Annotated in this window: 20 protein-coding genes; 12 read left to right on the forward strand and 8 right to left on the reverse strand. The window is 74.1% G+C overall.

Annotated features, from left to right (window positions below; translation table 11 throughout):
- Window positions 1–33: 33 nt before the first annotated feature.
- Window positions 34–3,051, forward strand: coding sequence for a DEAD/DEAH box helicase (locus ACERUN_RS03895; RefSeq protein WP_370288416.1), 3,018 nt, complete (start codon window positions 34–36; stop codon window positions 3,049–3,051).
- Entirely contained in the window at window positions 3,048–3,764 is a 717-nt protein-coding gene (locus ACERUN_RS03900; RefSeq protein ID WP_370288417.1) for an SWIM zinc finger family protein, read from the forward strand. Before ACERUN_RS03895 ends, ACERUN_RS03900 begins: the two co-directional genes overlap by 4 nt.
- A 4-nt stretch (window positions 3,765–3,768) precedes the next feature.
- On the opposite strand, the gene ACERUN_RS03905 is transcribed toward ACERUN_RS03900, so the two are convergent.
- On the reverse strand, window positions 3,769–4,497 hold the full coding sequence (locus tag ACERUN_RS03905; RefSeq protein ID WP_370288418.1) for a PaaX family transcriptional regulator C-terminal domain-containing protein: 729 nt from the start codon (window positions 4,495–4,497) through the stop codon (window positions 3,769–3,771).
- A gap of 63 nt (window positions 4,498–4,560) precedes the next feature.
- Between ACERUN_RS03905 and ACERUN_RS03910 the strand changes: the two genes are divergently transcribed.
- A complete protein-coding gene (locus ACERUN_RS03910; protein WP_370288419.1) occupies window positions 4,561–6,189 on the forward strand; it encodes an acyl-CoA dehydrogenase family protein in 1,629 nt (542 codons plus the stop codon).
- A 56-nt stretch (window positions 6,190–6,245) separates the two neighbouring features.
- Here ACERUN_RS03910 and ACERUN_RS03915 read toward each other — a convergent pair whose 3' ends face one another.
- The 5 genes from ACERUN_RS03915 to ACERUN_RS03935 all read right to left on the reverse strand — a co-directional run bounded on the left by ACERUN_RS03915 (window position 6,246) and on the right by ACERUN_RS03935 (window position 9,617).
- Window positions 6,246–6,947, reverse strand: a complete 702-nt coding sequence (locus ACERUN_RS03915) for a hypothetical protein (protein ID WP_370288420.1) — start codon at window positions 6,945–6,947, stop codon at window positions 6,246–6,248.
- A 7-nt stretch (window positions 6,948–6,954) separates the two neighbouring features.
- Window positions 6,955–8,262, reverse strand: a complete 1,308-nt coding sequence (locus tag ACERUN_RS03920) for a colicin D domain-containing protein (RefSeq protein ID WP_370288421.1) — start codon at window positions 8,260–8,262, stop codon at window positions 6,955–6,957.
- Window positions 8,259–8,555 carry a WXG100 family type VII secretion target gene (locus ACERUN_RS03925; RefSeq protein WP_370288422.1) on the reverse strand — a complete coding sequence of 99 codons (297 nt, stop codon included), beginning with the start codon at window positions 8,553–8,555 and terminating at the stop codon, window positions 8,259–8,261. The genes ACERUN_RS03920 and ACERUN_RS03925 overlap by 4 nt, the downstream gene beginning before the upstream one ends.
- 3 nt (window positions 8,556–8,558) lie before the next feature.
- Window positions 8,559–8,873 (reverse strand): WXG100 family type VII secretion target, encoded by a 315-nt coding sequence (locus ACERUN_RS03930; protein WP_370288423.1) that lies wholly within the window; start codon window positions 8,871–8,873, stop codon window positions 8,559–8,561.
- 138 nt (window positions 8,874–9,011) lie between these two features.
- Window positions 9,012–9,617 (reverse strand): TetR/AcrR family transcriptional regulator, encoded by a 606-nt coding sequence (locus ACERUN_RS03935; RefSeq protein WP_370288424.1) that lies wholly within the window; start codon window positions 9,615–9,617, stop codon window positions 9,012–9,014.
- A gap of 227 nt (window positions 9,618–9,844) precedes the next feature.
- On the opposite strand from ACERUN_RS03935, the gene ACERUN_RS03940 reads away from it, so the two are divergent.
- From ACERUN_RS03940 to ACERUN_RS03960, 5 genes are all read left to right on the forward strand, one after another.
- Complete coding sequence (locus ACERUN_RS03940) at window positions 9,845–11,449, forward strand: carboxyl transferase domain-containing protein (RefSeq protein WP_370288427.1); 1,605 nt, start codon at window positions 9,845–9,847, stop codon at window positions 11,447–11,449.
- 6 nt (window positions 11,450–11,455) lie between these two features.
- Entirely contained in the window at window positions 11,456–13,285 is a 1,830-nt protein-coding gene (locus ACERUN_RS03945; protein WP_370288429.1) for a biotin carboxylase N-terminal domain-containing protein, read from the forward strand.
- A gap of 17 nt (window positions 13,286–13,302) precedes the next feature.
- On the forward strand, window positions 13,303–14,250 hold the full coding sequence (locus tag ACERUN_RS03950; RefSeq protein WP_370288466.1) for a hydroxymethylglutaryl-CoA lyase: 948 nt from the start codon (window positions 13,303–13,305) through the stop codon (window positions 14,248–14,250).
- Window positions 14,251–14,311: 61 nt separating this feature from the next.
- Window positions 14,312–15,529 carry a hypothetical protein gene (locus ACERUN_RS03955; protein WP_370288430.1) on the forward strand — a complete coding sequence of 406 codons (1,218 nt, stop codon included), beginning with the start codon at window positions 14,312–14,314 and terminating at the stop codon, window positions 15,527–15,529.
- Window positions 15,526–16,752 carry a hypothetical protein gene (locus ACERUN_RS03960; protein ID WP_370288431.1) on the forward strand — a complete coding sequence of 409 codons (1,227 nt, stop codon included), beginning with the start codon at window positions 15,526–15,528 and terminating at the stop codon, window positions 16,750–16,752. The genes ACERUN_RS03955 and ACERUN_RS03960 overlap by 4 nt, the downstream gene beginning before the upstream one ends.
- Here ACERUN_RS03960 and ACERUN_RS03965 read toward each other — a convergent pair.
- Window positions 16,713–17,411 carry an EcsC family protein gene (locus ACERUN_RS03965; protein WP_370288432.1) on the reverse strand — a complete coding sequence of 233 codons (699 nt, stop codon included), beginning with the start codon at window positions 17,409–17,411 and terminating at the stop codon, window positions 16,713–16,715. The genes ACERUN_RS03960 and ACERUN_RS03965 overlap by 40 nt on opposite strands.
- 104 nt (window positions 17,412–17,515) lie before the next feature.
- On the opposite strand from ACERUN_RS03965, the gene ACERUN_RS03970 reads away from it, so the two are divergent.
- The 4 genes from ACERUN_RS03970 to ACERUN_RS03985 all read left to right on the forward strand — a co-directional run bounded on the left by ACERUN_RS03970 (window position 17,516) and on the right by ACERUN_RS03985 (window position 20,242).
- Window positions 17,516–18,034, forward strand: coding sequence for a hypothetical protein (locus ACERUN_RS03970; protein ID WP_370288433.1), 519 nt, complete (start codon window positions 17,516–17,518; stop codon window positions 18,032–18,034).
- Between the two features lie 98 nt (window positions 18,035–18,132).
- Window positions 18,133–18,738 carry a hypothetical protein gene (locus ACERUN_RS03975; RefSeq protein WP_370288434.1) on the forward strand — a complete coding sequence of 202 codons (606 nt, stop codon included), beginning with the start codon at window positions 18,133–18,135 and terminating at the stop codon, window positions 18,736–18,738.
- 88 nt (window positions 18,739–18,826) lie between these two features.
- The gene (aat, locus tag ACERUN_RS03980; protein ID WP_370288436.1) at window positions 18,827–19,573 is read left to right on the forward strand and encodes a leucyl/phenylalanyl-tRNA--protein transferase; all 747 of its coding nucleotides are present in this window, start codon (window positions 18,827–18,829) and stop codon (window positions 19,571–19,573) included.
- A gap of 45 nt (window positions 19,574–19,618) precedes the next feature.
- Window positions 19,619–20,242 carry a hypothetical protein gene (locus ACERUN_RS03985; protein WP_370288437.1) on the forward strand — a complete coding sequence of 208 codons (624 nt, stop codon included), beginning with the start codon at window positions 19,619–19,621 and terminating at the stop codon, window positions 20,240–20,242.
- Between the two features lie 67 nt (window positions 20,243–20,309).
- Here the strand turns inward: ACERUN_RS03985 and ACERUN_RS03990 are convergent, their stop codons facing one another.
- Window positions 20,310–20,648, reverse strand: coding sequence for a rhodanese-like domain-containing protein (locus tag ACERUN_RS03990; RefSeq protein ID WP_370288438.1), 339 nt, complete (start codon window positions 20,646–20,648; stop codon window positions 20,310–20,312).
- Between the last annotated feature and the right edge of the window lie 9 nt (window positions 20,649–20,657).

The raw sequence follows: 20,657 nt of genomic DNA on the forward strand, positions 1-20,657 counted from the left end.
GCTTGTGGCGGACCCGGTGGCTACGGTGCCCGGGTGAGCTTCGTCCCCGTCACCGGCCCGGCGCGACTGCTCGCCGGGGCCCGGCCGCGCGAGACGTCGATCGAGTTCAGCGACGGTGCCGTCGGGGGTCGCTCGGTCACCCTGCCGCTGGCTGCGGCCCTGCCTGTGCTGAGCAGGGCCCACGCCAGCGGCGACGCCCATCCCAGTGTGGCGCTGCTCAGCGGCGCGGTGCTCCTCGGGCTGCGCCTCGTGGCGTCGGGGCGGATCGCCCCCGCCGAGCCCGCCGAGTTGTCGGAACTCCCGGAGCTCCCGGAGCCCTCCGAGCACGCCAGAGCCGCCGTCGCCGGCTGGCGTCCGGTGGCGCTCGACGAGCACGACCGCGAGTCGGTGCGCCGCCTGGCCCTCGCGCGCGCCGAGGGCGTCGCGGGCGAGGGTGACGCGGGCGAGGGTGACGCCGCTGAGGCCCGCGTCGCCGCAGCGGAGGCGATCGTCGTCCGGGTGCTCGAGGCGGTGGCCGACGACCTGCCGCGGGCGGCGCCGTCCCAGCGCGGACGCCGGGCCCGACCGCCGCGCACCGGCCCGACCCCGGCCCAGCCCGCCCCCTCCGATCAGCCCGCCGCAGCGGCAGGCGCTGCCGCCGATCGGGGGGAGGAGTTCGCCGCCCGGGTGCGGCGTCGCCTCGCCGAGCGGGCCGCGGCCGCGGACCGCGGCGGCGGCGACGCCCCGGCGGGCGAGCAGTTCACCGAGCAGCCGCTCCCCGAGCTCGTCCGCATCTCGCTGCGCGTCGAGGCCGACGAGGAGGAGCTCGAGGCGGCCTCGATGCGGCTCGTGCTGCAGGTGCACGACGAGCGCGATCCGCTCCACGTGCGCGACGCCGCCGAGCTGTGGACGACGGGCGCCGACGTCCACGGGTTCGGGCCCCGCGCGCGCATCCATGCCGGCATCGCCCTGCGCGCGGCGGCCGAGGTGTGGCCGGTGCTCGACCGCTTCCTCGACCTCGCCGTGCCGGAGCAGATCGAGCTCGACGGCGCGGAGATCGCCGAGCTGCTCGGACGGGTGGGGCCGCTGCGTGCGGCAGGGGCCGACGTCCACTGGCCGCGCTCGCTCGGCCCCGCGCTCACCAGCCGCGTCGTGCTCGATCGCGCGCCGGCGCGGGGGGCGGGCGGGGCGCCGGAGTCGCCCTTCGACGACAGCCCGTTCTCCGCCGAGGGCCTGTTCGCCTTCTCCTGGCAGGTGGCGCTGGCGGGCGAGGCGTTGAGCGAGTCGGAGATGAAGGCCCTCGCCGAGGCCGCCTCGCCGGTCGTGAAGTTGCGTGGCGCGTGGACGGTGGTCGATCCCTCGGTGGCCGCCCGGGCCCGCAAGCGGCTGATCCGCCGGGTCGGTGCCGCCGAGGCCCTGGGCGCGGCCCTCACCGGCGTCGCCGAGCTCGGCCCGGCCCGCGCCGACGACCCGCCCGACGACGACTCCACCACCACGGGGGTGGTCGTCGGCGCGAGCCTGCTCCGCGTGCGCGAGCAGGTGCTGGCCGCGCCCACCCGCGAGCCGCTGCCCGCCCCGGAGGGCCTGCGCGCCGAGCTGCGCGGCTACCAGCGGCACGGGCTCACCTGGCTGGCCGACCTCACCGCGCTCGGGCTCGGCGGCTGCCTGGCCGACGACATGGGTCTGGGCAAGACGATCACCGTGATCGCGCTCCACCTGCACCGGCGGGAGCGGTCCCTGTGCGCCGGGCGTCCGCTGCTCGTGGTGTGCCCCACCAGCCTGCTCGGCAACTGGGAGGCGGAGTTCGCCCGCTTCGCGCCCGAGGTCGAGGTGCGCCGGTTCCACGGCGGCTCCCGCTCGCTGGAGGGCCTCGGGGAGGGCGTCGTCCTCACGACCTACGGCACGCTGCGCAGCGACGCCGCCACCCTCGCGGGCGTGGAGTGGGATCTCGTCGTCGCCGACGAGGCCCAGCACGTGAAGAACTCCCGCACCTCCACCGCGCGCGCCCTGCGCAAGCTCTCCTCGCGGGCGCGCGTGGCGCTCACCGGCACTCCGGTGGAGAACGAGCTCACCGAGCTGTGGTCGATCCTCGACTGGGCGGTGCCCGGGCTCCTCGGCAGTCGCCAGGCCTTCCGGCGCACGTGGGCTGCGCCGATCGAGTCGGGCGTCGAGCCCACCAAGGCGCGGCTCTTCGCCGAGCTGATCGGGCCGTTCCTGCTGAGGCGGCGCAAGTCGGACCCCGGTATCGCGCCCGAGCTGCCACCGAAGACCGAGACCGACCACCTGCTCACGCTCACCCGCGAGCAGGCCGTGCTCTACGAGACCTTCGTGCGCGACTCCATGGAGCGCATCGAGCGGGCCGACCCCGTCGCCCGCCGAGGCCTGGTGCTCGCCCTGCTCACCGGTCTCAAGCAGATCTGCAACCACCCGGCGCAGTTCCTCCGTCAGTCGGCCGGCTCGGCGCGGCTGGCGGGCCGCTCGCAGAAGCTCGAGCTGCTCGACGAGCTCCTCGACACCGTCCTCGCCGAGGACGGCGCCGTGCTCGTGTTCACCCAGTACGTCGCGATGGCGCGGCTGGTCGAGCAGCACCTCGCCTCGCGCGGCGTCGTCCACCAGTTCCTGCACGGCGGCACGCCGGTGGCCGAGCGCGAGGCGATGGTCGCGCGCTTCCAGCGCGGTGAGGTGCCGGTGTTCCTGCTCTCGCTCAAGGCGGGCGGCACGGGGCTCAACCTCACCCGCGCCGACCACGTCGTGCACCTCGACCGCTGGTGGAACCCCGCGGTGGAGGAGCAGGCCACCGACCGCGCCTACCGCATCGGCCAGAGCCGGCCCGTGCAGGTGCACCGGCTGGTGATGCGCGGCACCGTCGAGGAGCGGGTCGCCGAACTGCTGGGTCGCAAGCGGCTGCTCGCCGACGCCGTGCTCGCTCGCGGCGAGGCCGCGCTCACCGAGCTCAGCGATACCGAGCTGCGCGACCTCGTGTCGCTGCGCGAGGAGCAGCGGCGCGCCGCCACGATCGCGCGCCTCGACGCCGAGGGCCTCCCCGACGACGCCGGACCGGCCGCGCCGTGAGCGACACGCGCGTCACCTATCGGCGGCTGAGCGGCCCGCGCCGCGGCGTCCGCTCGTGGTGGGGCAAGGCCTGGCAGCGCGCCGTCGAGGAGGCCGCCTACGCGGACGGCGACCTCAAGCGCGGCCGCTCGTTCGCGCGCAGCGACCAGGTCGGTGCGATCACCGTGGACGCCGGCAGCGTGCTGGCCGCCGTGCGCGACGGCGACGACGCCTGGACGGTGCAGGTCGCGGTGCCCGTGCTCGACGCCTCGGCCGCTCAGGCGCTGGCGGAGGTCGTGGCTGCGACGTCGGGTCGCGTCGTCCAGCTGCTCGGCGGCGACCTGCCCCACGACCTCGTGGAGCACGCGGAGGAGGCCGGCGTCGAGCTGCTGCCCTACGGCGGGGAGTTCACGTGCACCTGCACGTGCGACCACTACCTCGACCCGTGCCCCCACGCCCTCGCCGTGCTCACGCAGCTCGGCTGGCTCGTGGACGACGAACCGCTCGTGCTCTTCGCCCTGCGCGGGCTGCCTCGCGACGACCTGCTCGCCCGGGTCGGGGCACTCACCCGGCCCGCCGAGCCCTCCGACGGCCCGGGTGACGACGACGGGCGCTCCGACCCGGTGTCGGTCGCCGCGCTCGCCGACGACGTCGAGCTGGCCGTCGACGCGGCGCTGCGCGCCCGGGCCCTGCTCGCGTCGTTCGGTGCACCCGCCGAGGCCGACGGGATCTGACCGCTCAGCTGCGACCGGCGTTGCCGGCCGCGAGTGCGCGCAGTGAGGCCTGGTAGGCGGCGTAGGTGGCGCGCAGCTCGGCGGCCGGCCAGTCGCGCGGCAGCAGGGGAGCCGGCAGCAGCGGGTCGCTCGCGAGGTGGCGGACGACGCCCGCCGCCGCCGCGAGCCGGGTCGCGGGGTCCTCGGTGCTCGCCAGCTCCTCGAGGAGCCGGTGACCCGTGCGAGCCCAGCCGTTGAGGTCCCACAGGGTGGCGGCGAGGGTGGCGGACGGCTCGTCGGGGACGGCCGTGAAGGTGCTGAGCACGACCTCCTCCAGGTAGCCGCGGGGGCGGCGGAGGTTCGCCGGACGGGTCCACACGCCCTCGCGCAGCTCGGCGAGCCGGTGCGTGGTCAGGCGCTCGCGCAGGGCCGCCCGTTCGGGGCCGGACCGCCCGGCGACCACGACCACGGCCATCTCCCAGGTGCCGTCCCAGCTGCGCTCGGCGTCGCGCACCGCCTCGTCCTGCCGCTCCTGGCGACGCTGCAGTCGCTCGCCCAGCCGGTAGCGGCCGTCGTCCCTCACGAGGTCGCCGGCGGCCACGGCGCGGGTGAGGGCGACGCGCACGGTGCTCGCTGCGATGCCCACGTGCTCGCCGGCGCGCACGAGGTCCGCGGCGGTGAGGTCGTCGGGATGGGCGCCGAGGAGCAGGCTGAGCACCACCGACCGAGCGGGTAGCGGCTTCGGCACGGGCACCGTCGGATTCTAGGGACATTACGCTTCTCGCGTTGATCGACTCTCTGGGCGTAACATCACCGCATGACCCACGAGGTTCTCAACCAGGCACCGCCGCTACTCGGCCACGACACCGCGGCCGACCCCGCCCTGCTCGACGGCCTCGCCCGCGAGGACGCCGCCTGGGCGCTGCCGGAGGTGCACGAGCTGGGGCGCCTGGCCGGCACCGACGAGGCCCAGCAGTGGGGCCGCCTCGCCGAGCGGGTGCCGCCCGTGCTGCACACCTTCGACCGCTACGGACGACGGGTCGACGAGGTCGAGTACGTGCCCGCCTACCACCGCCTCATGGAGACCGCGGTCGGCCACGGCCTGCACGCGGCCCCGTGGGCCGACGAGCGCCCGGGGGCCCACGTGGCGCGGGCGGCGAAGTTCTACGCCTGGAACGTGGACGCCGGCCACGGCTGCCCGATCTCGATGACCTACGCCGTCGTCCCCGCGCTGCGGGCCAACCCCGACCTGGCGGCGCGATTCGAGCCGCTGCTCACCAACCGCGAGTACGACTTCGGCCTCCGCGACCCCGCCACCAAGCGCGGTCTCATCGCGGGCATGTCGATGACCGAGAAGCAGGGCGGCTCCGACGTCCGCGCCAATACGACCACCGCGACCCCGATCGCGGGCGAGCCCGGCGCCTACCGGATCGTCGGGCACAAGTGGTTCACCTCGGCGCCGATGAGCGACCTCTTCCTCACCCTCGCCCAGGCCCCCGGCGGGCTCTCGTGCTTCCTGCTGCCCCGCGTGCTGCCGGGCGGCGAGGCCAACCCGATCCGGTTCCAGCGGCTCAAGAACAAGCTCGGCAACAAGTCCAACGCCTCCTCCGAGATCGAGTACGACGGCGCGACCGGCTGGCTCGTGGGGGAGGAGGGGCGGGGTGTGCGCACCATCGTCGAGATGGTGAACATGACCCGCCTCGACTGCGTGATCGGCTCTGCCGCCGGGATGCGGTCGGCGCTGGTGCAGGCCAGGCACCACGCGCAGCACCGCGCCGCCTTCGGCAAGGCGCTCATCGAGCAGCCGCTGATGCGCAACGTGCTCGCCGACCTGGCGCTGGAGTCCGAGGCGGCCACCACCGCGATGATGCGGCTGGCCGGAGCCAACGACCGGGCCGTGCGCGGCGACGTCCACGAGGGGGCGCTTCGTCGCCTCGCGCTCGCGGCGACGAAGTACTACGTGTGCAAGCGCGGCCCGTCGGTGGCGGCCGAGGCCCTCGAGTGCCTGGGTGGCAACGGCTACACCGAGGACTTCGACCTCGCCCGCATCTACCGCGAGATGCCGCTGCTCTCGGTGTGGGAGGGCTCCGGCAACGTCGCCGCCCTCGACGCGCTGCGCGCCATCGGCCGCGAGCCGGAGTCGCTCGACGCGTTCTTCGTCGAGGCCGAGCTCGCCGCCGGTCGCGACGCCCGCTACGACGACGCTGTCGAGCGGCTCAAGAAGGAGCTCACCTCCTTCGACGACATCGAGCTGCGGGCACGGCGCATCGTCGAGCAGATCGCCGTCGTGTTCCAGGCAGGTCTGCTGCTGCGGTACGCGCCTGCCGCGGTCGCGGAGGCGTTCTGCGCCACCCGGCTCGACCGCGACTGGGGCAGCGCGTTCGGCACCCTGCCCGCCGGGCTCGACCTCGCGCCGATCCTGGAACGGGCGGCGCCGGGGTTCTGAGCCCTCGCGGTGGCGGCTCGTTCTCCACAGCCCCGCTGCCGCGATCGTCGCCGCGGTCACCGATCTCCCGCATCGAGGGCTGCCCAGGCTTCCAGCATCTGCTCGGCCGCCGCGCGCAGGCCGTCGGAGTCGACCTCGCCGGGCTCGGGAGTCATGTCGTCGGGCACCCAGTCCTCGCAGGCCCAGGAGAGATCCTGGAGCAGGGCGTCGTGTCTCTCATCGAGTCTGGCGTCGAGGCTTCGGTGCACGTGCCCGTACGACCGGACGAAGCGAAGCGGCGTGAGTTCCCGACGCACGAGAGCGGCCGACATGTCGAGGAGGAGTTCCACGACCGGATCGCTGGCACGCGACCACCCACGGGAGGGGAGGCGGCGCATTCCTGTTGGATGCCGCCGCCCCAGTGCCAGCTTCCGCAGCCAGCGAGGGCGTAGGTCGCCGCCGAGATCCCGCCACGCGCGCAGGGCGGATGCGGCAGCGGCGAGCACCTCGTGATCCTCCGGATCAGCCGGTTCTCTCAGTGCTGGGTCCGCGACGTACCCCTCGCAGATCCGCTGAAGGTCGTCGAGGTAGGGGGCGAGGGGATGACCGGTGGGCGGCAGCACCCACCGGCGCAGGTTCCAGTGCTGCTGAGTGAACTCACGGGTGGTCATCCGCCCATGGCAGAAGTCATCGGCGAGTTCCAGAACGGAGTCCACCCCAGGAAGGCCCGGGCGGATGGCGATGGCGTCCGGCATGCGGCGTCGCTCGCGGTCTTTCATGGGCGGATCACCCCAGGTGCCCGTTGTTGATGACGTCGATGAGTTGCTTGCGACTCAGGGGCCAGCTCGACCACATGCGGCCGTCCGGATGTTGCATCAGCATCTTGCCCGTCACCGGGTCGAACGTGACCAGGGCATCCGGATTGCCCCGGTAGTTCACCTGGCGAGTCACGACCCCCGGCCCCTCGACGAACTGTCTCAGTCGCTGTTCGAACAGCGCGGCGTTCCGCGGGCTGTAGTTCGGCTCCATGGTGGGGTCGAACTCCTTCGCGTGCTTGTACTTGCTCTGGAGCTGCCTCACCGGTGCGGTCAGCGGCGGTGCGTCGATGCGCGCGAGGTGAGGCACGGTGCGTTGAGCATCCAACAACTCCTTGCCATCGCGGTATCGCTGCAGCGCCTTCCGTATCCGGCCCAGGCCCTCGGTCTCCCTCGCCACCGCTTCCACGCAGTGCAGGGCTCTGAGAGCACGGAAGGCCGCCACCATCTCGCGGGCTCTCGCGGCGACACGCACGGCCGCCACGCCCGCCCCCACGGCCGCGGCCCCGCCGAAGGTGACGACGCTGGTGACCCCCGAGATCACCGCGGTGGTGCCGAGCTCGACGGCCAGCTCCTGCAGCAGACCGCGGACCACCTCCTTGGTGGTCTCGACCTGATCGGCGAAACCTGCGCAGTTGCGGCCGATGCCCTCAAGGCTCGCGGCGAGGTCGACCGCGTGGCGGAGAAGCTCGCGCAAGGCGTCGCAGGCGACCTCGATCTCGGGCGAGTGCTGCTCCTCGAGTGCTCCGGCGGCATGGCCGATCAGGCGCTCGACCACGACGAGTTCGCTCGCCGCGCCCGACCAGGCGAGCGCGGCGTGGTGCAGGCGAGGGGTGTCGGCGCCCGGCCAGGTGTAGCCCTCCAGGTCGTCGACCACGAGGTCCCACAGGGCAGGCGTGTCGGGGTCGTCGGCGCCCAGCGCCGAGGGTGGTCGTTGGCGCGTGGGCCGCGCGAGCGCGAGGGCTCCGCGGTGGCCGGCGTCGCGCGCTACCAGGGAGGCCGCAGTCTCTGCGCGCCTGTGGCGCTCGCCGCTGCGCGCGGTCAACGTGGCGGCGGTGCCGATCGCATCGACCAGGTCGGCCATCGCGTCGACGGCGGTCGCGGCAGCGTCGTCGTAGGTGCGGGCGAACCTCTCGGACGCCGCGTCGTCGCCGGCCATCGCGCCACTGCTGGCGAGCCCGTGCTGGAGGCGCTCCAGTGCTGCAGCGGCGAGATCACCGGCGTCGTTCAGGAGTTCGGCTGCCGTGGCGTAGCCGACCGGATCGACCGCGATCCTCATCGCAGGGCCTCCCATGCCTTCCGGTTGACGGAGGCTGCCTCCGCGTAGGCGCCGTGCGCCCGCTGCGCGGCGGCACGCAGTTCATGGAGGGCTCGCGTGGCGGTGACCAGGCGCGCGGACCACCGTCGCTGGGCCTCGGCGAAGGATGTCGCGGCCATGCCGTGCCAGTGCTCGGCGAGGAGGTCGGCGGCGCCGTCCAGCTGCGCGCCGACGTCCACCAGTTCTCCGTGGGCCTGCGCCAGTGCCCGCATCGTCAGATCGAGTTCCGTGAGGTCCACGCTGTAGGCGCTCACGGCTCACCCCAGCCGTTGCACGAGGCGCTGTGCCTGGGCAATCGAGCGTCTTGCCGCGGACTCGTCGGCCGCGGCGACGTCGGCACGAGCGAGAGCCAACAGGGCTGCCGTGTCGGCAGCATCCTGGCTCAGGGCTGCGGCCTGGGCCTGCCACGCACCCCAGGCCTCGGCGAAGTCGTCGGCCGCCCTCCCCGCCCAGCCGCCGTCGAGGAGACCGATAACGCGCCGATGGGCGCGATCACGACATTCGGCAAGTCGATCGGCCTCGGCGCGGATCGCCGTCCGCGCCTGCTCGAATCGTCGTGCATCCAGGTCCACAGCTACCTCCCGAGTCGGTGTGTCCTGACTCGATTCTGGCCCGAAGCGGAGACGCGAGGTCGACCGTCGTCCACAGCCCCGGCAGTGGACGACGCGAGGACACCGCGAGGACGGCGCGAGGACGCCGTGCCTGGTCGCTCAGGCGCGATCGACACCCAACGCCGCCAGTGCCATGCGGGCCAGCAGCGCGTGGAGGTCGTCGTCCGGGATGTCGTGGCCGGCGCGGGGGGTGGAGTTGATGAGGCCGAACGCGGCCTGCGCGGCGGCGCGGGCGCGCGGCCGGTCGAGGTCGGGGTCGAGCACCTGGAGCTGGTCCATCCACAGCGCGATGTAGGCGCGCTGCAGCGAGCGCACCTGGTCGCGGGCCTCGGGTGGCAGCGACTCCCAGTCGCGGTCCTGCACGATGATGAGCGCTCGACGGCTGAGGGCGAACTCGAGCTGCCAGTGCACGAGGCCGCGCAGGGCCGCCGCGGCGTCGCCGCGGGCGTCGTCCACGCGGCGACGACCGACCTCGAGCAGGCGCTCGCTGATCGAGGTGAGCATCTCGGCCAGCACGGCCTGCTTCGAGGGGAAGTGCTTGTAGAGCGCCGGCCCCGAGATGCCGCAGGCCGCGCCGAGGTCGGCGACCGAGACGCCGTGGAAACCGCGGGCGGCGAAGAGGTCGGCGGCGGTGGCGAGGATCTGCTCGCGCCGCGACGGCTCGCGCGCTGCCCCGGGGGAGCGCCCCGCGTCGTCCTCGCTCACGGGCGGCAGGCTACTAGCGGCTCCCGGCGGGCACGGTGGACGGCGCCGGCGCGCGGCCGCTCGGTGGGTAGGTCGGTGCCGCCGGGTCGCGTCGGGTGCGTCGATTGGTGGCAAACCGCAACGGCAACGGCGGAAATGTTGCGGTGTTGGGCCAAAACACCCCACCCCCCCCCCCAACCCCCACCCGCCCTTGCCGCAACGGTTAACGATCGTTAACCTCAACCCCTGTGACCGCCACCACCACCGACGCGTCCCTGCGCGAGCTCGCGGCCGACCTGCACGAGCGGTTGGTCCGCGTGCGCCAGGGCGGCAGCGAGGCCGCGCGCGCCAAGCACACGGCCCGCGGCAAGCTGCTGCCGCGCGAGCGGGTCGATCGGCTGCTCGACCCCGGCAGCCCGTTCCGCGAGCTGGCGCCGCTGGCGGCGTACGGCATGTACGGCAGGGGGGAGGGTGACGACTACGCCGTGCCGTCGGCCGGCGTGGTCGCCGGCATCGGGCTGGTGCAGGGGCGTCACTGCCTCGTCGTCGCCAACGACGCCACCGTCAAGGGCGGCACGTACTACCCGATGACGGTGAAGAAGCACCTGCGCGCGCAGACGATCGCGGCCGAGAACAACCTCCCGTGCCTCTACCTCGTCGACTCCGGCGGCGCCTTCCTGCCGATGCAGGACGAGGTGTTCCCCGACCGCGAGCACTTCGGCCGCATCTTCTTCAACCAGGCGAACATGAGCGCGCGCGGCATCCCGCAGCTGGCCGCGGTGATGGGGTCGTGCACGGCCGGCGGCGCCTACGTGCCGGCGATGAGCGACGAGACGGTGATCGTCAAGGAGCAGGGCACGATCTTCCTCGGCGGGCCGCCGCTGGTGAAGGCCGCCACCGGCGAGGTCGTCAGCGCCGAGGACCTCGGCGGCGGCGACGTCCACGCCCGTCGTAGCGGAGTGGTCGACCACCTCGCCGAGGACGACGACCACGCCCTGCGCATCCTGCGCGGCATCGTCGACACCCTCCCCGCGCCCGCCACCGGCCGCGCCGCCCGCGCCGCCCGCACCGGCGGTGCCACCGAACCCGTCGACCCCGCCGAGGTCGAGGAGCCGCTCGAGTCGCCCGAGTCGATCTACGACGTCGTGCCCACGAGCACCCGCACGCCCTACGACGTGCGCGAGGTGATCCGCCGCCTCGTCGACGGCAGCCGGTTCAGCGAGTTCAAGCAGCTGTACGGCGAGACCCTGGTGTGCGCCTTCGCCCGCATCCACGGCCACCGGGTCGGCATCGTCGCCAACAACGGCATCCTGTTCAGCGAGTCCTCGCTCAAGGGTGCCCACTTCGTCGAGCTGTGCAACCAGCGCGGCATCCCGCTGGTCTTCCTGCAGAACATCTCCGGCTTCATGGTCGGGCGCGAGTACGAGAACCGCGGCATCGCCCGCGACGGCGCGAAGCTCGTCACTGCGGTGGCCTGCTCGGTGGTGCCGAAGTTCACCGTGGTGATCGGCGGCTCGTTCGGCGCCGGCAACTACGGCATGTGCGGGCGCGCCTACGACCCCCGCTTCCTGTGGATGTGGCCCAACGCGCGCATCTCGGTGATGGGCGGCGAGCAGGCCGCCACCGTGCTCGCCACCGTGGCCGGCAAGGACGCCGACGCGGATGTGGAGGACTTCAAGGCCCCGATCCGCGCGCAGTACGAGACCCAGGGCTCGCCCTACTACGCCTCCGCCCGGCTCTGGGACGACGGCGTGATCGACCCCGCCGACACCCGCCGCATCCTCGGCATGGCCCTCGAGGTCACCGCCGGGGTGCCGACCCCCGCGCCGTCCTACGGCGTCTTCCGGATGTGACCTGAGATGCCCGTTCGCTCGACCCCCGCCCCGGCGTCGGCCCTCGACCCGCGGATGCGCGTTCTGATCGCCAACCGCGGCGAGATCGCTGTGCGCATCGCCCGCACCTGCGCCCGCCTGGGCCTGCCCACGGTCGCCCTGTTCACCGACCTCGACGTCGACGCTCCCCACGTGCGCGCGTGCGACGAGGCCGCCCACGTGCCGTCCTACCTCGACATCGAGGCTGTCGTGGCGCGTGCACGCGCCTACGGCTGCTGGTTCGTCCACCCCGGATACGGGTTCCTCTCCGAGCGCCCTGAGTTCGCCGCCGCCCTCGAGGAGGTCGATCTGGGGCTTGTCGGTCCGAGCTCACGGGTGATGGAGCAGATGGGCCGCAAGGACGCCGCCCGCGCCATCGCCGTGGCGGCCGGAGTGCCGGTCGTGCCCACGGGGGAAGACGCCGCCTACCCCGTGCTCGTCAAAGCCGCCGCCGGCGGCGGCGGCAAGGGCATGCGCATCGTGCGCAGCGAGACCGAGATGGCCGAGGCGGTGGCCGCCGCGAAGCGCGAGGCCCTGCACGCCTTCGGCGACGACACGATGCTCATCGAGAAGTACGTCGAGCGCGGGCGCCACATCGAGGTCCAGGTCATTGGTGACACCCACGGCACCGTGCTGCACCTCGGCGAGCGCGACTGCTCGACCCAGCGGCGCCACCAGAAGGTGCTCGAGGAGGCTCCTGCCCCGACCCTGGACGACGCCACCCGCGCCCGCATCCGCGCGGCGGGGGTCGAGCTGGCCGCCCACGTCGGCTACGTCGGCGCCGGCACCGTCGAGTTCCTGCTCGACGAGGCGACGGGCGAGTTCTACTTCCTCGAGATGAACACCCGCTTGCAGGTCGAGCACCCGGTCACCGAGGCGATCACCGGTCTCGACCTGGTCGAGCTGCAGCTGCGGGTGGCCGCCGGTGAGCCGCTCGGCCTGACGCAGGACGACATCACCTTCACCGGCCACGCGATCGAGGCGCGCGTCTACGCCGAGGACGCCTACGGCGGCTTCCTGCCGCAAGCCGGCACGGCCACGACCGTGGTGTGGCCGGGTGGGATCGATGGGGTGCGGGTCGACCACGCGCTGGAGTCCGGCCAGGTCGTCTCGACGTCCTACGACCCGATGCTCGGCAAGGTCATCGCGCACGGTGCCGGTCGCGAGCAGGCGCGGGCGCGCCTGGTCGCCGCACTGGAGGCCACGTCGGTGCTGGGGCTGACCACCAACGTTGGCTTCCTGCGCGAGCTCGCCGCGTCGTCCGCGTTCGCCGGGTGCGAGATCGACACCGCGTGGCTGGACCGCCACGAAGTGCCCGCCCCCGATCCCTCAGAGGCCCGCGGCGTCGCTGCGCGACTCTGGCTCGACGCCAACGCCAGCAGCACCGGTCCCTTCGCCGCCGACGGCTGGCGCGCCGGTGGCCCTGCCCTCACACCCACGGTGCCCTTCGTCGAAGGCGACGCCGTGGCCGCGCCGCGCGCCCCCGAGGGTGTCGTCGCGCGCGTCACGAGACACGGGGTCGAGCTGGCCCACCGCGGCCAGCGCCACGTCCTCACGCTCCCCGGCCCGAGCGGCGACGCCGGTGCCGCGGCGGGCGATGGCACCGTGCTCGCGCCGATGCCGGGCACCGTGCTCGAGGTGCGGGTGACCCCCGGCCAGCAGGTGGCCGAGGGCGACGTCCTCGGTGTCGTGGAGGCGATGAAGATGGAGCTCGCGCTGCGCGCCCCGCACGCCGGCACCGTCGGCACGGTCGACGCCGCCGCCGGCGACCAGGTGGTGCTCGGTGCCGTGCTCTTCACCGTGGACGCCGCCCCGTGAGCGCCGCGCCCCTTCCCATGCGGCAGCCCGGTGCAGGCCTGCCGGAGCGAGTGACCATCTACGAGGTCGGCCCCCGCGACGGTCTGCAGAACGAGCAGGCGATCGTGCCGGTGGCGGTGAAGGCGGAGTTCGTCACCCGCCTGCTCGACGCCGGTCTGCCGGTGGTGGAGGCCACCAGCTTCGTGCACCCCCGCTGGGTGCCCCAGCTCGCCGACGCCGCCGAGCTGCTGGCCGAGCTCACCGCGGTGCTCGGCGAGCGCACGCGCCAGCTGCCGGTGCTGGTGCCCAACGAGCGCGGCCTCGACCGGGCGCTCGCCATCGGGCAGCGCCACGTGGCGGTGTTCGCCTCAGCCACCGAGACCTTCGCGCAGCGCAACCTCAACTCCACCTACGCCGATCAGTTCGCGATGTTCGCCCCTGTGATCGAGCGCGCGCTGGCCGCCGGCGCCGACGTGCGCGGCTACGTGTCGATGTGTTTCGGCGACCCCTGGGAGGGGCCCGTGGCGATCGAGCGGGTCGTCCAGGCCGGCGTCCGCCTGCTCGACCTCGGGGTCACGCAGCTCAGCCTCGGCGACACCATCGGCGTGGGCACCGCGGGCCACGTCGGTGCCCTCGTGGGCGCTTTCGCCGCGGCGGGCGCGGGCCCCGAACGCCTCGCCCTGCACTTCCACGACACCTACGGCCAGGCGCTGGCCAACGTGCATGCCGGCCTGCAGGCGGGCGTGAGCACCTTCGACGCCTCGGCCGGCGGGCTCGGCGGCTGCCCCTACGCGAAGTCCGCCACCGGCAACCTCGCCACCGAGGACCTCGTCTGGATGCTCACCGGCCTCGGCATCGAGCACGGCGTCGACCTCGAGGCCGTGGTGGCGACCAGCACCTGGATGGCCGGTCACCTCGGGCGGCCGAGCCCGTCGGCCGTCGTCCGCGCGCTCGCGGGTGCTGGCGCCGACGACCCGCAGGCCTGAAGCCTGCCCGCGCCGCGAACCCGAGGCGCCGGGTGCACCGGCGAGGTCCTACCGTTGACCCATGAGTGGTGAGGGGCGGGCCTGGGCGTGGGCGGCGGCCCTCCGCGAGGGGACGACGACCGGCTGGCGCGAGTGGTCCGAGCGCGAGGCGCCCGAGGTGCCCGAGCAGCGCGGGCAGCGCGGTCACCGGCTTCCCGGCGCCCAGCAGATGAGCGTGCTCCTGCGCCTCAACCGTCTCGCGGAGGCCACGGGACGCCGGGTCGACCAGGCCACCGCCGACCGCGTCCTCGCCGCCGACCTCGCGGGCCGGGGCCGCAGCGAGCTGGCCCTCACCGGTCTCGAGGCGCGCGACTACGGACCGCGGCCGGTGGACCCCGACGAGCTCGGTGCCGACGAGCTGCTGCGCGTGGTCACCTCATTGCTGGCCGACGACGTGGCCCGCCGGGCCCGCATCCCCGACCCTCCGCGGCGCTCCTCCCGCGCCGGCGCCCAGGCCGCCCATGCCGCCCAGGCCGCGATCGTCGCCCGACTCGACCGCGCCCGGCGCGCCCGCTCCCGGTCCGCCGGCTTCGTGGTGGTCGGGGTGCCGTGGCGCGTCCCGGCGGTGGAGGCGACCCTGCGGGCCCGCGGCCTGCAGCCGGGCGGGCGCGCGCCGGTGGCGTACCTGCTCGCCGAGGACCTCGGCACGTCGCTGGCCCACGCCTGGACCTCGCGCTCCTTCGACCAGGGCGGCCACGGCTGGCCCGGCTTCGTGCGCGCCGCCGCCACGGGCGGCCGGATCCCGCCGCGCGCCGACCTCGCCCGCATGGCCCGCGCCGCCCGTGAGCGCTGGGGAGCCGAGCAGGTGCGCGTCGTCCTCGACGTCGCGGCGCTCGCCGACGAGCTCGGGGTGCCCGAGATCGTGGAGCCAGCTCCGCTCGGGGCGGACGCCATCGAGCTCGTGCGTCGCGTCGGCGAACCGCTCGGACTGCTCGGCGACGAGCGCCTGCGGCCCGGGCTGCTGCGCTCGGTGCTCGCCTCCCGCCTGGCCGGCCGCGGCGGTGCCCTGCCCACGGTCGAACCCCGGTGGACGCCGTGGCTGCGATCGCACGCCGAGCGCGTGCGCCACGAGCTGACGGCGGCGGGCTACGGCGTCCTCGGTGACCTCGACGCGCTGGTGCCCGCCGCCGTGCCGTCGACGCCCGTGCTGCCCAGCGCCGACGGCGCGCTGGCCCTCGGCCTGGAGCTGCTGCTCGATCCCGACCTCTGCTCCGCGCCCCGTGCCGAGGCGCGCGCATGAGCCGGCGCATCCTGCTGCACGTCGGCACGCCGAAGACCGGCACCTCGTACCTGCAGGACGTGCTCTTCGGCAACCGCGAGCGGTTGCTCGAGCAGGGCGTGCTCTACCCGGCCGACCGCTTCGACGAGCACTTCCTGGCCGCTCTCGACCTCATGCGTCTGCGCTGGGGTGGCCTGGAGCGCGAGGCGGTCGGGGCCTGGGACCGGCTCGCGCAGCGGGTTCGCGAGCACGACGGCACCTCGATCATCAGCCACGAGATCCTGGCCACCGCCACGCGCGCCCAGATCGACCGCGCGCTCGCCAGCCTCGGGCACGAGGCCGACGGTGGGGGTGCGGAGGTGCACCTGGTGATCTCGGTACGCGACCTCGTGCGCCAGATCCCGGCCGAGTGGCAGGAGAACGTCAAGCACCGCGCCGAGTTCGGCTACGCGAAGTTCCTCGACATCATCCGCGACCCCGACCGCAGCCACCGCGTCGGCGGTTGGTTCTGGGGCGTGCAGGAGATCCCCGACATCCTCGACCGCTGGGGTGCCGCGCTGCCCCCGGAGCGGGTGCACCTCGTCACCGTGCCGCGCCCCGGCAGCCCGCGGGACCTGCTGTGGCAGCGCTTCAGCGCGACCTTCGGCCTCGACGACCTCGATCTCGACCTCGGCACCGAGCGCGCCAACATCAGCCTCGGCGTCCCGGAGTCGGCGCTGGTGCGGCGGATCAACAAGGAGGCGGCCACCGACCTCCCCGCCGCGCACTACCGGCCGCGGGTGCGCGCGCGGCGCGCGCACCGCACCCTCTCGCAGCGCACCGCCTCGGCCCGCCTGAGCCTGCCGCCCGACGCCTACCCCTGGGTGGCCGACCTCACCGAGCGCTGGATCGCCGAGCTGGAGAAGCGCGCGTACGACGTCGTCGGCGATCTCGCCGACCTGCGCGGTGAGGCTCCCTCGCCCGAGAAGTGGGCCGATCCCGACCATCCCGACGAGGGCGCGGTGGCCGCCGCCGCCGTCGACGCCCTGCGGGCCCTGCTGGTGGAGGCCGGGGCGCGTTTCGACGAGTCGGAGTCGCTGCGCCGGCGCATCGCGGAGCTCGAGGGCGAGCTCGTCGAGGCGCGCAAGCCGATGCGCCTGCGCGCCGCCGAGCGCACCGTTCAGCGCCTCGAGGCGAGCCGCGGTGGACGACGCGCGCTCGCCGCCTACCGGTCGGCGCGGGGGCGCAGCTCGCGCTTGGCGTAACGCCCCACGCGCAGGGTGCTCCAGCCGTCGGTGGTGGCGCCCACGGCGCCGCCGATCACCGGCACGCGCTTGCCCACCGTGGTGGCCACCCGCTTGCCGATCACGCGGCTGATGAGCTCGTTGGCGAGCACGCCCGAGACGATGACGTCGAGCTGCGGGTCGTGCGCGGGCGCCGTGGCGATGGCCATCGGCGGAGCCGGCAGCTGCTGGCGCTTGACCAGCTTCTGCACCGACTCGGGGCCCAGCGTGGTGACGAGGATGGCGTTGCGCACGCGCGGATCGGCCAGGTCGTAGCCGCGCAGGTGGGCGATGCTCGCCACCAGACGGCTCTGGATGAGCGCGAGGCCGGTGATGTTGGCCGGCGCGACGACGGCGGCGGTGACCAGGCCGCCGAGGTTGGTGACCAGGCCGCCGGCGCTCGCGAACAGCACGTGGTTCTCGATCAGCTCGCGGATCGCCTTGTCGACGTTGCCGCCCTGCTCGTGCAGCTGCTCCTCCGCCGCGCTCGCCGCCGGGGCCAGCGGACCGACGCCGTTGATGGCGCGGTGCAGCGCCTGGCGCACGAACGACTGCGTCAGCCCCGGAGCGAGCTGGGTGACCTTGGGAGCGAGCTGGCGGGCGGCCTCGGAGGCGATCCCGCGGCGGAGATTGGAAGCCATGGCGCGATCCTAGGAGGGGGGTCCGCAGATCGGCTCCGCCCGCGCTCGACGATCGCTACGGTGAGCCCACCCGCTCCTCGCGCGCCCCCACCCGAAGGACCACCATGTCGTCACCCGCCCTGCGCCACCGCCTCTCCGTGCCCGCCGCCGCGTGCGCTGCCGTCCTCGCCCTCGCGGGCTGCGGCGAGGACGCCGCCACGGAGGGGGCCGGAGCGTCGTCCTCGTCGGTGCCGCGGACCTCGCCGAGCCCGACGCAGAGCTCCTCCCCGAGCGAGAGCCAGCAGATCGGCAGCGGCGACGAGATCTGCGCAGCCTTCCAGGGGCTCGCCGACGTGATCGGGCCGATCGAGAAGCCCGCCGACCTCACCGAGACCCAGTTCGAGCAGTACCGCGAGGCGCTCACCACGCTGCGTGCCGTCGACCTGCCGGCGGGTGTCGACGCCGACGTGGTCGAGGGTCGGCGCCTCTACATCGACGCGTTCTTGGCGCTGGACCTCGAGCAGACCCGAGCGATGGACGCCGGTGCGACCGCTCCCGGTCTGAGCGACGCCGAGGCGATCAAGGCCACCGGCTTCCTCAGCTATCTCACGCAGACCTGCCCGGGCGTCGTCCCGCAGGGCTAGACCGAGCGGCGACCCCGGGCCGGCTGCACGCTCGCGGTCCGCACCCCGCGGCTACTGTGGACGACGCCCCGCCTGCCCTCGCCGAAGGACCTACCGAGATGACCTCGCTCCGCCGCACGATCCCCGCCGCCGCGCTCGCCGCGGCCCTCGCCGTCGGCCTCGCCGCCTGCGGTGGCGACGACGGCGACGCCGACGCGACGAGCACCGGATCCTCGACCGGCGCCGGCGCGAGCTCCTCGACCGGCGCCGACGGCTCGACGGACGGTTCGTCGGGTGGCTCGTCAGGTGCCGAGGGCTCGACGGCACCGTCGACCGGTGCGTCCGCCGGGTCGTCGGCGGGAGCCTCGGGCGGTGCCGTGCCCGCCGACGCGACGGAGTTCTGCGATGCGGTCAAGCAGATCGTCACGGTCATGTCGTCCTCGGCCGCCTCGCTGCGCAGCGCCACGGAGTGGAAGAAGATCCAGGACGTCTACGGCCAGCTGGCCGAGGCCCCGCTGCCGAAGGACGCCACGGACGAGCAGGAGAAGGGGCGTGCCGTGGTGTCGAAGGCGATCGCCGGGCTGAGCTTCGCGGAGGCCAAGAAGCTCGCGGCCCAGCCGAGCGCGTCGGGCGTGCTGCCGGGCCTGAGCCAGGCCGACAACAAGCTCGCCACCGACTTCCTCACCTACGCCGGCAGCACCTGCGCCGGCGTCGCGGGGCAGTGATCGTCCCCTGGGCGACCTCGCCGGACCCGGCGCACACGTGCGGGGTGGACCGCTGAGCGGGCCGGTCGAGCCGCCGGCGTCGCCCTGGGTGTTCCCGAGCACCGACGACCTGGCCGCGCTGCCCCTACAGGGCGACCTCGGCCACGACGGCCTCCCGGTGGACGAGGCGGACGAGGTGGACGAGGCGGACTACCTGGACGAGGTGCACCACGACGCCTCCGACCTCGTGGCCACGGGTGCCGACCTCGAGCCCGGCACGCTGCTGGCGGCCTACCGCGTCGGGTTGTTCCCGATGCCCGAGGGGCCGACCGTCGGCTGGTGGTGCCCCGCGCACCGCGGTGTGCTGGAGCTCGACGCCTTCCACGCCTCCCGATCGCTGCGCCGCTCGGCGCGCACGATGGAGATCCGCGTCGACACCGCCTTCGGCGAGGTGATCGCCGCCTGCGGCGACCCGCGTCGTCCGCACGGGTGGATCGACCGGCGCATCGTGCAGGCCTACACGCGCCTGCACCGGCTGGGCTGGGCGCACTCGGTGGAGGCGTGGCGCGACGGCCGGCTGGTGGGTGGGCTCTACGGCATCGCGATCGGCGGGCTCTTCGCCGGCGAGTCGATGTTCCACCGCGAGACCGACGCTTCGAAGGTGGCCCTGATGGGTCTGGTCGACCTGCTGCGCGCCGACGAGCACGGAGCCGCGGGTCGCCGCCTCATCGACGTCCAGTGGACGACGCCCCACCTGGCCACGCTCGGGGTGCGCTCCATCCCGCGCGCCGACTACGTGCGTCGCCTCGCCGCCCTGCACGAGGTGCCGGCGCCCCGCTGGCGGCAGGCCGGCTGATCGCCTTCCGACCTCGCGTCGGAGCCGTGGCGTAGGTTGCTGCCCGTGAATCCCCGTCTCGGTCCCTCCCGCATCTCCCGTCCGCTCGTCGCCCTCGGCCTCGGCACGGTGCTCGCCGCCGGTCTCACCGCGTGCGGGGGCAGCGACGTCGACTCCTCGACCTCCGCGCCCGAGGGTGCGTCGAAGAAGGAGTACTGCGAGGCGGCCGAGGCCGTCTTCGGCGGCGACGCGCTCACCGACGCGGTGAAGAGCAAGGACTGGGACAAGCTCGCCGACCGGCTGCACGACGGCGCCAAGAACCTCGAGGAGGTCGGCACGCCCGACGGCATCTCGAAGGAGGCGCGCGACGGCTTCGCGATCCAGGTCAACGCGCTGAAGAAGATCGAGGCCGGCGACCTCGAGAAGGCCTTCGAGAAGCCCACCGGCGACCCGTTCGACCTCACCATCTCCAAGGCCGACCAGGAGAAGGCGCAGACCTACCTCGAGTACCAGCTCAAGACCTGCCCGCCGAAGCTGCCGAGCATGCCGAGCGACCTGCCCACCGACCTGCCCAGCCTGCCGAGCGACCTGCCCACCGACCTGCCCAGCGACCTCGCCAGCCAGCTCGGCGACATCCCCACCGACCCCGCCGAGCTGCAGAGCTACCTCGACGACCTGCAGAACCAGTGACGTCCTGCCCCGCTCCGGGCGGCCTCACGCCGTCCGGAGCCGGGTTCGCGTCGATGCGGATGCGCCCCTAGAGGACGACGGGCGCCTGGCCGCCGTCGGCCACCATCTTCCGACCGGCCCGCTCCCAGCCCATCATCCCGTCGATGAGGTTGACCACGTCCCACCCCTGCTGGGCCAGGTAGGCGGTGGCCCGCGCGGAGCGGCCGCCGGCCTTGCACACGACCAGGGTCTGCGCGGGTTCGCGCGCGGTGAACTCGCCGAGTCGCGCGGGCAGCTCCATCAGCGGGATGTGCAGGGCGCCGTTGATGTGGCCGGCCGCCCACTCGTCGTCCTCGCGGACGTCGAGCACGAGCACGTCGTCGGGGAGCGGGTCGGGCAGGGCGTCGATCTCGACGGAGGGGACCATGACGCCAGC

Source organism: Nocardioides sp. (assembly GCF_964229035.1).
Classification (GTDB): Bacteria; Actinomycetota; Actinomycetes; order Propionibacteriales; family Nocardioidaceae; genus Nocardioides.